The organism is Ruminiclostridium josui JCM 17888, assembly GCF_000526495.1.
GTDB classification, from domain to species: domain Bacteria; phylum Bacillota; class Clostridia; order Acetivibrionales; family DSM-1351; genus Ruminiclostridium; species Ruminiclostridium josui.
In genome coordinates this window covers 714,368-727,752 of the sequence record NZ_JAGE01000001.1, presented here as the reverse complement: position 1 = coordinate 727,752, position 13,385 = coordinate 714,368, and the positions used below count along the sequence as shown (strand labels likewise).

10 protein-coding genes and 1 pseudogene are annotated in these 13,385 nt (G+C 35.5%); 5 read left to right on the top strand and 6 right to left on the bottom strand.

All coding sequences use genetic code 11. The features are described from left to right. Window positions 1-171: a hypothetical protein gene (locus K412_RS22275; RefSeq protein ID WP_157833809.1), complete on the bottom strand. Its 171-nt coding sequence runs from the start codon at window positions 169-171 to the stop codon at window positions 1-3. A 180-nt stretch (window positions 172-351) separates the two neighbouring features. Further along, a pseudogene (locus K412_RS0103500) lies at window positions 352-777 on the bottom strand (asparagine synthase-related protein); the annotation flags it as partial. Between the two features lie 163 nt (window positions 778-940). On the opposite strand from K412_RS0103500, the gene K412_RS0103495 reads away from it, so the two are divergent. The 5 genes from K412_RS0103495 to K412_RS0103475 all read left to right on the top strand — a co-directional run bounded on the left by K412_RS0103495 (window position 941) and on the right by K412_RS0103475 (window position 6,327). Continuing rightward, complete coding sequence (locus K412_RS0103495) at window positions 941-1,399, top strand: MarR family winged helix-turn-helix transcriptional regulator (protein ID WP_024831826.1); 459 nt, start codon at window positions 941-943, stop codon at window positions 1,397-1,399. Window positions 1,400-1,569: 170 nt separating this feature from the next. Continuing rightward, window positions 1,570-1,725 (top strand): hypothetical protein, encoded by a 156-nt coding sequence (locus K412_RS22465; protein WP_173585606.1) that lies wholly within the window; start codon window positions 1,570-1,572, stop codon window positions 1,723-1,725. Window positions 1,726-1,745: 20 nt separating this feature from the next. Beyond that, the gene (locus K412_RS0103485; protein WP_024831825.1) at window positions 1,746-3,248 is read left to right on the top strand and encodes a recombinase family protein; all 1,503 of its coding nucleotides are present in this window, start codon (window positions 1,746-1,748) and stop codon (window positions 3,246-3,248) included. A gap of 204 nt (window positions 3,249-3,452) precedes the next feature. Continuing rightward, entirely contained in the window at window positions 3,453-5,765 is a 2,313-nt protein-coding gene (locus K412_RS0103480) for an eCIS core domain-containing protein (protein WP_024831824.1), read from the top strand. Window positions 5,766-5,796: 31 nt separating this feature from the next. Then, on the top strand, window positions 5,797-6,327 hold the full coding sequence (locus tag K412_RS0103475) for a DUF5104 domain-containing protein (RefSeq protein ID WP_024831823.1): 531 nt from the start codon (window positions 5,797-5,799) through the stop codon (window positions 6,325-6,327). Between the two features lie 91 nt (window positions 6,328-6,418). Here the strand turns inward: K412_RS0103475 and asnB are convergent, their stop codons facing one another. The 4 genes from asnB to gatB all read right to left on the bottom strand — a co-directional run bounded on the left by asnB (window position 6,419) and on the right by gatB (window position 13,384). Beyond that, window positions 6,419-7,927 carry an asparagine synthase (glutamine-hydrolyzing) gene (gene asnB, locus K412_RS0103470; protein ID WP_024831822.1) on the bottom strand — a complete coding sequence of 503 codons (1,509 nt, stop codon included), beginning with the start codon at window positions 7,925-7,927 and terminating at the stop codon, window positions 6,419-6,421. A gap of 122 nt (window positions 7,928-8,049) precedes the next feature. Next, complete coding sequence (locus K412_RS0103465; protein WP_024831821.1) at window positions 8,050-9,579, bottom strand: methyl-accepting chemotaxis protein; 1,530 nt, start codon at window positions 9,577-9,579, stop codon at window positions 8,050-8,052. 129 nt (window positions 9,580-9,708) lie between these two features. After that, window positions 9,709-11,805, bottom strand: coding sequence for a glutamine synthetase III family protein (locus tag K412_RS0103460; RefSeq protein WP_024831820.1), 2,097 nt, complete (start codon window positions 11,803-11,805; stop codon window positions 9,709-9,711). 139 nt (window positions 11,806-11,944) lie between these two features. Then, complete coding sequence (gene gatB / locus K412_RS0103455; RefSeq protein ID WP_024831819.1) at window positions 11,945-13,384, bottom strand: Asp-tRNA(Asn)/Glu-tRNA(Gln) amidotransferase subunit GatB; 1,440 nt, start codon at window positions 13,382-13,384, stop codon at window positions 11,945-11,947. Window position 13,385 lies beyond the last annotated feature (1 nt).

Sequence of the window (13,385 nt, the reverse complement as noted above, 5' to 3'; positions counted from 1 at the left end):
TTACTGAGCATAACCTTGGAATGAATAATAGGTATTCAAAACTGGAGTGACGCAAAACTTAATTTTATTATTTATACCTGTACTACCGTATAAAATTGCATCAATGATTGCTTCCAAGATATTTGCAAGTGTTTCTAGTGGCTCATCATAGGATATTTTACCGTCGCTCACATTTATCGTCCATGATTCATGGTGTCGCTAAAACCTTCATCGTGAAGATTTTCCGGTAAAATATCCTTGCTTCGCCGATAAACATCTGCAAATATCTTTAACCAAGCTTCCATTGATAAAATTTATACTCACGTACGGCTAGAAAAGATAAAAATTATGTTTTGCAACACTATCTTTTAGTTAGACTATCCTAACTTTATATTCCTTAAACCAGTAATCCAACTGTATCAACCATGCAATAAGCTGTGGTCTTCCCATAAGCTGCCCATACCAAGTTACATTACTGCCGGAACGGAGAAGTGGGAGAGTATCAGGGTGTAGTATATCCTTGAGTATGGAATCTGGAGCAGCCATAACTTCTTCAAACATTTGCGAAACTATTGCTTCGTATTCAGGATTATGAGTTTTTGGATATGGACTCTTTTTCCTGTACAAAATTTTATCAGGCAGGTAATCCCTCATAGCTTCCCTCAAAAGTGACTTCTCAACCTTATTTTTGAATTTTATCTTCCATGGTACATTATAAACATATTCCAGAATTCGGTGGTCGGCAAAGGGAACCCTTACTTCAAGTCCACTTGCCATTGACATACGGTCCTTTCGTTCATCAAATGATATAAAAGTAAAACATGTTGAGTTTGATGTATGGCTTGAAGTAAAATACGTTGTTTAATGCTTGCTAATAATGTATAATTGTTACGGATAAAATCTTAAGGGCATTTGAATACATCATTTTTCTGATGATGTATTTACGAATGAGGTGAATTTTTTGCAGGAAAACTCAAATATAGATACTATGAGATTTGTAGAGACCTTTGACAAATTAGCAAGAACTGAGAGGCGTAAACAGTCATTATTTGGATTAAAGCAAAGTGAAGTACGGGTTTTACTTTGCATTAAGCAGCTTTTTTATGATAACAAGCAGAACATTACAGTTTCTGAAATCAGTAAGAAACTGTTTGTAACTTCCCCTACTGTTACTGAATTAATAAAAAGCTTAAGTAACAATGGATATATTGAACGCAATGTTGACTCTCAGGATAAACGAGTATCTGATATAAAATTAACGGCTAAAGGGGAAAAGAAAGTAGAAAAATTAATAAACTACTTTACTTCTTTATTTTCCGGACTTATAGAAAGAATAGGAGTGGAACAGAGCGAAAAATTACTGGATTTATTAGATGAAGTGTGTAATTATTTGAATGAAACAAACTTGGAGATTGAATGACAGATAGGCTTATCAGTTGGTAATTCTTATTAAATAAACAGGGAGTACTATATAAAATAGTACTCCCTGTTCTATTATATCTATTAACTTTTAAATAGTATGTATGTAATAGGACATCCATATTATTTAATAAATATAAGTAACACAATCAAATAGGGGCGAATATACACATGGGTGTATTAATAATTACAGAAAAGGAAGAATTCTTAAATGGTTTTAAAGTAATCACCAAAAAGCCGGATTTAACTGAATATGAATATAAGATTACGGAATACACCATTGTAAACAATATTATAAAGAGCCTTATGGAATATTCAAAAGGTTAAAGATAAAAGGATAGAAGCTTATGATTGCCATATATGCAAGACAATCTGTAGACAAAAAAGATAGCATATCCATTGAAAGTCAAATCGGATTTTGTATGAAAGAAATATCTTCTGAAAAATACAAAATATATTCTGACAAGGGTTACAGTGGAAGTAACATAAACAGGCCGGCATTTGAGGAAATGATTAGAGATATCAAAATAGGAATTATTGAAAAAGTAGTGGTCTACAAGCTTGATCGTATAAGTAGATCACTTCTTGATTTTGCACAAATTATTGAGTGCTTCAATAAATATAAGGTAGAATTCATAAGTCAGACAGAAAAGTTTGATACAACTACATCCATGGGCAGAGCAATGCTGTCAATAGTAATGGTTTTTGCCCAACTAGAAAGAGAGACAATCCAGCAAAGAGTAAAGGACAACTATTATCAACGAGGAAAGGTGGGGCTATATCTTGGAGGTATAGCTCCCTTTGGATTTAATAAGGTTCAAACATATTTAAATGGGAAAAAGACTTATATGTTTGAAAGAGATGAGGAAAAATCCGAGATTGTTGGGCAGATATACAGTATGTATGCGGAGGAGTCAAAATCCTTGGGAGGTATTGCAAGATTTTTGAATTCAAGAAAACTGAAAACCAACAAAGGGCATAATTGGACAGCCACAGCTTTGGGAAGATTAATCAGAAATCCGGTGTATGTTAAAGCAAATGCGGACGTTTATCTTTATTTAAAAAGTAAAGGGGCTGTTATAAATAATGACATAAGTGATTTTATAGGAGAAAATGGCTGCTATGTATATGGAGAAAGGCAATCAATAACTACCAGTAAATTTACAGACCTTACTAATAATTTTGTAACCATAGCACCGCATAAAGGTATAATAAGCCCGGAATTATGGCTTAAATGCCAGTACATAGCCGATGAAAACAAACATTTAAAAAACAGTGGCAGAGGAAAAAACAGTTGGCTTTCCGGATTAATTAAATGCGGATATTGTGGGTATGCAGTAACAGTTGTAAAAAGTCGAGAGTTTATTTATGTAAACTGCGGAGGAAGAAAGAGTGGCTTTTGCCATGGAAGGAAAAGGGTAATTTATCTAAAAGAAATTGAGCAAATAGTGGAAACAAAGTTATTAGAAAAAATGAAATCGCTAAAAGGGGATTATATTAAAGAAACGAACTCAAATTTCAGAGAAATTAATGATTTAAAAATTCAGCTTGCTGAAGTTGAGGAAAATATAAAAAAATTGGTGGATAGTCTGTTAATCTTAAATGAAACGGCTGGAAACTATGTAAATGAAAAAATTACCGAACTTGATAATAAAAAAAAGCAGTTGCAAAACAAAATAAATAAACTTTCTATAGACAATTCTCAAAGCAAAATAAATGGGGAAGACCTTTCAGAATACCTGAAAAATTGGGATAACTACGGCTTGGAGCAAAAGAAAGGTGCAGCAAAAGCCTTGATTGAAAAAGTAGTTATTACCGATGAAGAAATAGAAATAGTATTTAAAATTTGATGTTTTTCTTTTCGTTCAAGTACACTATAAAATTAGGCTATTTTAGCGTATAAGCAAATAAACTTTGAAACTAAAACAGCATCATTGAATAATGTTACAAACTAGAAGGGAGTCATTTAAATTTAGCTCTCTTTTTATAAAATGGATGTTAAAAGCCCATAAAAATTTACATATATTTGAGTAGATTTTAATGGGAGTGATTTAATGCAGACCAAAGTGTTAGCAAAAAAACCGAAGCCGGCTCTAGGCAGAACGAATAATTTTATAAATAATAATCAAAAGAACAAGCTTGCTGCAAATAAAAAAAATGTAAGAACAACAGATCATAAGAAGTTACTGCAGATAATGCTTAATGATCCGTATGCCATAACAAGAGAAGAGTTTATAGTTCTGCAATCTGCAATAGGATATCGGCGTGCAGTGGAAATAAGAGAGGAGGCAATACTACGTAAAAATCAGAGAAAGTTAGAACAGACTAATGTTGCAATGAATCCAATTTCATTAGAAACATCAAAATCTGAAATAAGAAAGGATTCAGATAGTAAAAAAGAAGCTTCGAAATTGAAGAATAATGACAATAAAAATTCTCAACAAATGAAGAAGGATGAGGGTAATACTTCTGCTTCAAGCTCAAGCATGCAACATAATTTAAGGGCAAGACTTGAAAATATTTCAGGTATGGATCTTTCAAATGTAAGTGTACATAAAAATTCTGAAAAGCCGCAGCAGATTGGAGCCTTGGCTTATACCCAGGGTAAAAATATATACCTCTCACCAGGACAGGAACAGCATCTTCCCCATGAAGGGTGGCATGTAGTTCAACAAATGCAGGGGAGAGTAAAGCCTACCATACAATTGAAATCCGATACACTTGTAAATGACGATGCAGAGCTTGAAAAAGAAGCGGATATTATGGGAAGCAAAGCTGTAAAAGAAGGCTCACAAAGTAAAGTATTACAAGGAAAAAAATCCTCTAAAATTCATCTGGAACACCAGGGACAAGTTATTCAGGGATTTGGGTTTAATCTTGGAAAAATAGCGGGAAATGTAATAAAAAAAGTAGCTAAAGCAGGAGCCAATGGAGTAAAAGCAGTAGGAAATGCAGCAAAACAAGCAGCTAAAGCAGGAGCCAATGGAGTAAAAGCAGTAGGAAATGTAGTAAAACAAGCAGCCAAAGCAGGAGCCAATGGAGTAAAAGCAGTAGGAAACGTAGTAAAACATGCAGCCAAAGCAGGAGCCAATGGAGTAAAAGCAGTAGGAAACGTAGTAAAGCATGCAGCCAAAGCAGGAGCCAATGGAGTAAAAGCAGTAGGAAACGTAGTAAAGCATGCAGCCAAAGCAGGAGCCAATGGAGTAAAAGCAGTAGGAAACGTAGTAAAACAAGCAGCCAAAGCAGGGGCCAATGGAGTAAAAGCAGTAGGAAACGTAGTAAAACATGCAGCTAAAGCAGGAGCCAACGGCATAAAAACAGTAGGAAATATAGTTAAGCAAGGGGTTAAGGCAGGAGCAAAAGGATTAAAAACAGTAAGTAATCTAGTTAAAAAAGGAGCAAAGCTAGGGGAGAAGGGTTTAAAAATAGCATATGAAGTAGTAAAGCAAGGAATACAAAAAGGAGTAGAACTAGGATCAGCTACTGTAAAAAAAGCAAAAAAACAACTTAGTCAGGCTGGAGGAATAAAGCAAAATCTTTCAAAAAGGCTTAGCAAATTATTTAGTACAGTTTTTACTGAGATAAGAAACAATCCTAAAATAGTCTTTGATGCAATAAAAACCAACTCCAAGACAGTCATTGATGCAATAAAAAATCCCAAAAAAGTCTTTGATGGAATACATGATGAATTTAAAAATAATATTGAAAATTTTAACAAAAATGATAATATGGAGTGGAATGATAGGTTAATGTATACTTTTAAACGCACTTCCTTATACAAAAGTTTTCTCAAAATAACTCAAAGTGGTAAAATGCAGCCGCTTTTCGAGTTTGCAGGATTTGATAGGGATGAAAAGCAAAAAGGTGTATATCATTCTCAACAAGATGCACTGCAAATGTATTTCGGTTACAACGACATGTATGACATGGTATTTGATTTGGCTACTGATATGGGAAAAGAGAAGTATTCATTCAAGTCTGGAGGAGAAGATTATATAATTTGGTTATGGAAAGGTGATTATCTGAATCTTGGAGCAGGGGCAGAGATAGGAATATATACTGGCGGAGAACCACATTGGATTACAGATGAGAGCTTGGCAATGCCAATGGAATTGTATTTAAAAGATGATAAGGGGAACATAATTTTTGAATACAGGCCGAAAGAAAAACAATGGTGGTGTACCGGATTTAATTCAATGGAGCAGGACAGAAAGAAAGAAGAGCTAATTGCTGAGGGAAAATTAATTTTTTCTGGTGATAAAAAGCATAAAGAAATGTACAAAGATTTTAAGAGAATGTGGGAAGGCAACGAAGTATGGAAATTTGATGATGCAACTTTTACTGCAACATTTAAGTGGGAAAAGTAATCTAAAAATTAAGTATATGAGGAGAAAAGGTATGAATATTAAGAAAATAATATTGTTGTTTACAACTATTATGGGACTTTGTTTAGGATTAAGTTCGTGCAGCTCATACAGAGCTGTATTAGCCAGAGATGATGAAAAATATGGAGAAGCCCGTTTTCAAAATATAATTGATGCACTGGAAAATAAGGATAAAGAAGGAATAAAGAAGATGTTCTCTTCTAATGCCTTAAAAGAAGCTAAGGATATTGACGGTGGTATAGAGTACCTAATGAAGTTTTATAAAGGTAAACTTGTGTCCAAGGAAGGTGCGTATAATGCTTCACACTCAAAAGGTGATGGTGAAAAGACTATTACTATGAAGTATTTCTATATGGTAACAACTGATGAAGATAAGTTTATTGTGTTCTTTATAGACAAAGTATATGATAAAAAAAATCCTGATAATGTGGGATTGTATATGCTGCAAATAATTAAACTCTCAGACAGGGAGAAAGAATTCGACTGGGGAGGGGATAAGACAAGGTGTGCTGGTATTTATCGGCCTGAAGACAATAAAAAATAATTCTGTATTACCTCGACGATATAATTAATTTTCGTACAATACAAGCATGAAGGAATACCAAAGGATTAGCGGCATCTTTCATGCTTCTTTTTTATACAAATATGCAAGACAAATTCATAGATAAAAAGACAGTATATGGTGAAGAAATAGAAATAGTATTTAAAATTTGATGTTTTTCTTTTATATCTTTTCGCTCAAGTAGAGATACCATAAACCAGTTTACAGAAAGCCAATTTGCCAGCCTTGCAGTTTTCATTTCCTCGGTTTCATTTCCGGTAAGAGGACATGCATTTACACTGTCACGGTACATCTGATTTACAAAATCCATACCTTGCTTTGGTTTTGCAAAATCATCAGCAAACAGGTAAATTCTTGATTCAGGGTCATGTATCCATGGGAAAAAGTTGCGATGGAGCATTTCTGGTTTATAGAACCATGGATATCCGCCGAATATTTCATCAGCACATTCACCGCTCAAAGCAACAGTATGTCTTTTTTTAATCTGCTTGCAATAATAAAGAAGAGAGGAGTCTATGTCCGCCATACCTGGATAGTCTCTAAATTTTACTGCATCATAAAGGAGGTCTGCGATACTTTGCTGGCTTACAGTAAGAACTGTATGGTCTGTGCCAAGATACTCACTTAGCCATACTGCATAACTGTCATCGCTTTCGGGCTGGAAGCTTGTAGAGGTAAAGTGCTGCTTATTTCCTTCATATTCAAAGGAATAGGTGGATAATAAATCCCCGTTTTTCTTATCAGCCCGGGCAACAGCTGTTACTACGGAAGAATCAAGTCCTCCTGACAAAAAGGTACACAAGGGTACATCAGAAATCAGCTGTCTTTGAATTGCATCTGTGAGATAAAATTTTGTTTTTTCTACAATAGTACTTTCACTGTCCTCTAGCTCATAAGCCTGCAAGGACCAGTATTTGCGTAATTCAAGTCCATTATGGTTATAAATTCCGTGAAAGCCGGGTGAGATTTCAAAAATGTTTTTGAAAATACCGTTATTGGACGGGCGCATAGGAGAGAGATATAACAGTTGCCAAATACCTTCACTGTCAAGCTCTGCTTTAATCTGAGGATGTTTTAATATTGCTTTTACTTCTGAGGAGAAAATTAAAGTATCTCCGATAAAAGTATAAAAAAACGGTTTTACTCCCATTCTGTCTCGGGATAGATAAATCTGTTTTTTATCATCATCATAAACTGCAAAGGCAAAAATACCATTTAGTTTTTCCGAGCAGCCCATACCCCAAAGGATGTATGAATAAAGCAAAACCTCAGTATCGCAGTGGGTTTTAAATTCCACTCCTAGATTTTCGAGCTCAGAGCGTAATTCATTTGAATTATATAGTTCTCCGTTGTAAACAATAGTATAGGATTTACCTTCAAAAACTGCTGTCATAGGTTGTAAGCCGTTGGCAACATCAATAACGGCAAGCCTGTTATGACCAAAGCAAACATAGTCATCTCTGAAAAAACCGTGTTGATCAGGGCCTCTGTGATTAGTAGTAAGCCTCATGACTTCAAGGGTTTCCTTAGAGATGCTTTTTGTACCATCTTTAAAATTTACCAAACCAAGAATTGAGCACATATTTTATCCTCCAGAAAGTATTCTTATAAATATAAGACATGGGACAACTATCATCACTGACGACGCCATTGTCCCATGCTTTATTATTATATGAAAAAGAGAGGTGATTTGTGCTTTAAAAATCAATGAATATTTATATCAATACCTACTACTCCAACGATTTCACCTGTATTGGACATAATAGGAGAGGAAACTGTAATACAAGGATTTCTGGTTATGGCAGAAATATATATTGAGGAAACAAAATTTTCACCTTTAATACTCCTTTTGAACCATTCACGGACATTTGCATTTGCAATTCCTGCTTTTGGTAAGGAGCATATAAAACGGCCTTTTTTATCATTTGTCCATACTGCCTCTACAAAAGGATACTTATCTTTAAAATCTCTTAAAATTTCTTCATGGATTGCGCTATCTTTAGAGTTTATGATTTCACTTTTTGAACAAAGTTCCTCATGAATAATTGAAAGAGAGTTTTTTGCCTTGTCCATAGCGTCGTTGCTAAGAGCTTCAACATCTTCTGCTTCACCAGAAAATAATTCAGATAGAGTAGAGGAGGCTTCGTTAAGCCGTATGCCCATAGAGGATATCTCCTCTATATTCTTTTTTTGCTGGTGCACTGATTCACAAACATCATCCACCGAGCGTAAAGTTGCAGACAAAACATCTTCCACATCTCTAATCTGATTTCCTACGTTCTGTGCAATGAGAACCTCCTGTTGGGATAATGAATTTATTTTGTCCATCATGCCAAATACATCGTTAAATGAAGAATCGATTTTTTCCAAATATTTTTCAATGCTTTTTGTTGCAGAAATACCTTCATCAACTCTAGAGGCGTTTTCCCTTACAACAGTATATACGCTTCCGACTTCTCCATGAATGGATTTAATCAGTGCTCCTATTTCTTCCACAGATTTACCTGTATTGTCAGCAAGTTTATGAATTTCAGCTGCCACCACAGCGAAGCCCTTTCCATGTTCCCCGGCACGGGCAGATTCAATGGTTGCGTTTAATGCCAGAAGCTGAGTTTGCTTTGAAATACTGCTGACAGTTTCAAGAATATGCTCAATCTCCCCAGAGGTTTTTTGAAGTCTCTCCATATTTGCAAGAGTTTTATTTGAGGATTCGTGGATACTGTCAATTGTCTTGACAATCTGCATTATTTCTTCAAGACTCAATCTGACTGTATCCTTGGAAATTGAGCTTTTTTTAATCATTTGACTTGTTATATCTTTTGCGTTATTTAACAAATCCACAATGTTTTTGACTTCAGAAAGGGTATTGGTAATACTATTATATACATGTTCATTCTTGTTTGACATTTCCTTAACTTCGTCATAAACATATTTTGCAAATTCATTGTTTTCGTCTAATGTTACCGAAATATTTTCAGATACGGATGAAATCTGACTTGAGGTAACCTGAACTTCAAAATTAAATTTTTTCAGGTCTCTTTTCAATTTTTTAATTCTGTCAGTATATTGCTTGAATTTTCCCTGAATAAGTTTCCGAGTAACTATAAAGTAAACTGCAAATACAATAAGATTCAATATTAGCTTAATATAAAAATTTATCCCTGAAAAACATACTAAAAAAGTTGATGCCAGAAATAACAGACAGCTTGAAATTATGTAGGAAGAGCTTTTCATTAGACTTCTCTCCGTTTCATTTAAGTATTATACTATCATGCTAAAAAAATGGCAAAAGGGACAGTAGTAGGGTGGTACATATGTCCCTTTGTGCCAAATACAATTATATTTTATTTTTCTATTTTATATCTATATATTAAAAAGCAATTCAGCATAGCTAGGGAATGGATACAAATCTTTTGGAATGATTGCTTCCAGTTTATCTGCATCAGCTCTCAATGCTTCCATGGCAGGCACTACAATTTTACTGAATGCCTCTGCCTGTTTTAATGCACTTGTGTCTTCAGCACTTGCTTTTTCTACAGCTTTCTTCAAAGCGTTTATGTTTGAAGAGAAGGAGCTTAATACTGGTGATAATTCTTTAAGAACAGAGGATTGTGCTGATACTTCAACTGACATTCCGGTAGCTTTTACGGAGTTAATTGTATCGGATAAATCCTTGCTGAACTTAAACGCAGCAGGAAGAAGTTGAGTTTTAGCCATTGATATCATAGTACAAGCTTCAATGTTAATTGTCTTAATATAGTTTTCAAGTAAAATTTCATATCTTGATTCAATTTCCGATTTACTTAGAACTCCATGCTTAACAAAAACAGCTACGTTTTTGTCTTTTATGAATGTAGGTATACATTCAACAGTTGACTTGAGATTGAGTAATCCTCTGCTTTCTGCTTCTGCAACCCATTCATCTGTATAGTTGTTGCCGTTGAAAATTATACGCTTGTGATTTTTGATAGTTTCAGATATTAAATCTGTAACTGCACTAGAAAGATCGCTTTGTCCCTCCAGAGTGTCAGCAAACTTTTGAAGTACTTCAGCAACTATTGTATTTAGTACAAAGTTCGGACCAGCTATAGAAGCTGAAGACCCAAGCATTCTGAATTCAAATTTGTTACCAGTAAATGCAAATGGTGATGTTCTGTTACGGTCAGTTGTATCTTTAGGAAGCTTTGGCAAGCTTGCAACACCGGTTTCAAGAATAGAGTTGTAAGCTTTGCCCTTAGCTTTTCCGTTTTCAAGCTGATTGAGGACATCTGTTAATTGATCTCCAAGGAAAATTGAAACTATAGCAGGCGGAGCCTCATTTGCACCTAGTCTGTGGTCGTTTCCGGCTGATGCTACTGAAAGACGCATTAAATCCTGATAATCGTCAACAGCCTTAATAACTGCACACAGGAAAACAAGGAACTGAACATTTTCATGAGGAGTAGATCCGGGCTCCAACAGGTTTTGACCGTCATTTGTGGACATTGACCAGTTGTTGTGCTTACCTGAACCGTTTACACCTGCAAATGGTTTCTCGTGGAGAAGGCATACAAGATTGTGTCTGAGAGCTATTTTCTGCATAAGCTCCATAGTCAGCTGATTGTGGTCGGTTGCTATGTTTGAAGTTGTGAATATAGGAGCCAATTCGTGCTGAGCAGGCGCAACTTCATTATGCTTTGTTTTAGCTGCAATTCCCAGTTCCCACAGTTCTTTATCAAGATCCTTCATGTAGTTTGCAACTCTTTCCTTAATGTTTCCAAAGTAATGGTCTTCAAGTTCCTGTCCTTTTGGTGGTTTATTGCCGAAAAGAGTTCTTCCTGTAAAGATCAAGTCTTTTCTCTTTTTATATAAATCTCTGTCAATCAAGAAGTATTCCTGCTCAGGTCCAACAGTAGTTGTAACCCTTGTTGCAGTAGTGTTTCCAAAGAGTTTTAGAATTCTAAGAGCCTGTTTATTGAGAGCTTCCATTGAGCGGAGCAAAGGAGTCTTTTTATCTAGAACTTCTCCAGTATATGAGCAAAAAGCAGTTGGGATATATAAAGTGCCATCTTTAACGAAGGCTGGTGAAGTACAGTCCCAAGCAGTATAGCCTCTGGCTTCAAAAGTTGCTCTAAGTCCACCGGAAGGGAAGGAGGATGCATCAGGTTCACCTTTTACAAGGTCCTTACCTGTAAATTCCATAATAACCTTACCGTCATTTGTAGGCGAAATGAAAGAGTCATGTTTTTCAGCTGTGATACCAGTCATTGGCTGGAACCAGTGGGTGAAATGAGTTGCACCCTTCTCTATAGCCCAATCCTTCATTGCACTTGCAACTACGTCAGCTACTGTAATATCCAATGCTAAACCTTCATCAATAGTCTTCTTTAATGATTTATAGGTATTTTTGGGAAGACGTTCACGCATAGTTGCATCATTAAATACATTACTTCCATAAATTTCTGTAACACGAAAATCCATGTTAACCCCTCCTTGAATAATTTAAATTTAATTGATTGTCAGTGTAATATATAAAAAAAGACATTTCACCCCTTAAAAATATTTTTAAGGAAGTGAAACGCCTTTGTTTCACAAAATCTATTAAGCTTTTTTATATTTGTTAGCTTTTAAGCTTATTTAACTCGCTTCTGAGAATCTCCTGAATTACTTTAGGATTACCCCTGCCAGCCAAGGCCCTTGAACATTGGCCCATCAAAAATCCAAAAGTTTTTTCCTTACCTTCAAGATATTCTGCAACAGCTTTTTTGTTAACAGATAGTATCTCTTTAACAGTGTTTTCAACTTCAGCTGTATCATTTATTACTTTGTAACCCTTTTCAGCTATAATAGCTTCAGGCTCCTTACCTGTTTCAAACATTTCTGCCAATACCTTCTTGGCGTTGTTTGAAGTAATCTCATCACTGTCCATCATCTTTATAAGTCTTCCTAACAGCTTGCCGTCAAATGGAATATCCTCAGGTGCCATACAGTTGTCATTGAGCCTTCTCAAAACTTCAACAACTATAAAATTAGCGGCTGTTTTAGGATTACCTGATTCAGCTGCAGTAGCTTCAAAGAAATCAGAAAGGCTTACAGAAGTCAGCAGCAGGTTTGCATCAGTCGGGTTAATTCCATATACTTTAGTATATCTTTCAAATCTCTTGTCTGGCAGCTCCGGAAGAGATTTTTTCAATCTCTCAATATCCTCACTTGTAAATGTGATAGGCACAATATCCGGTTCGGGAAAATATCTATAGTCATGAGCATTTTCCTTGCTCCTTAGAGGTTTGCTTTCTCCTTTACTGTCATCCCAACGTCTTGTTTCCTGAGTTATTTTTAAGCCTTCATCCAGAAGTTCTGACTGTCTGTTGATTTCATATTCAATAGCTCTTGCAATAGCCTTTATGGAGTTGATATTTTTCATTTCTGTTCTTGTGCCAAGTTCATCAGTACCAACGGGTCTAATGGAAACATTAACATCGGCTCTCAAAGAACCTTCCTCCATACGGCAGTCGGATACACCGGAGTAGAGGAGCATCAAGCGAACTTTTTCAACAAAGTCTCTTGCTTCCTCTGGGGAAGACAAATCAGGTTTAGTTACAATTTCTATTAGAGGAACTCCGCAACGGTTATAATCAGCGAGACTGTATCTGTCATAGCTGTCATGAAGGAGCTTTCCGGCATCTTCCTCTAAATGAATTCTTTCAATTCTTATAAATTTTTCGCCATCAGGCGTATTTATAGTCAATCCGCCATCTTTGCAGATAGGAAGATCAAATTGCGATATCTGGTAAGCCTTAGGTAAATCAGGATAAAAGTAATTTTTTCTGTCCATTTTCGAAAATTCATTTATCTTGCAGTTTAAGGCCAAGCCAGCCATTACAGTATATTCAACTGCTTGCTTATTAAGAACTGGCAAAGTTCCGGGCATTCCTGTACATACTGGACAACACCTTGTATTTGGCTCACCACCGAAACTAACGGGACAATCGCAGAAAATTTTCGATTTTGTAGATAACTCTGAATGTATTTCCAAACCTATAGTAGGGATGTATTTCATC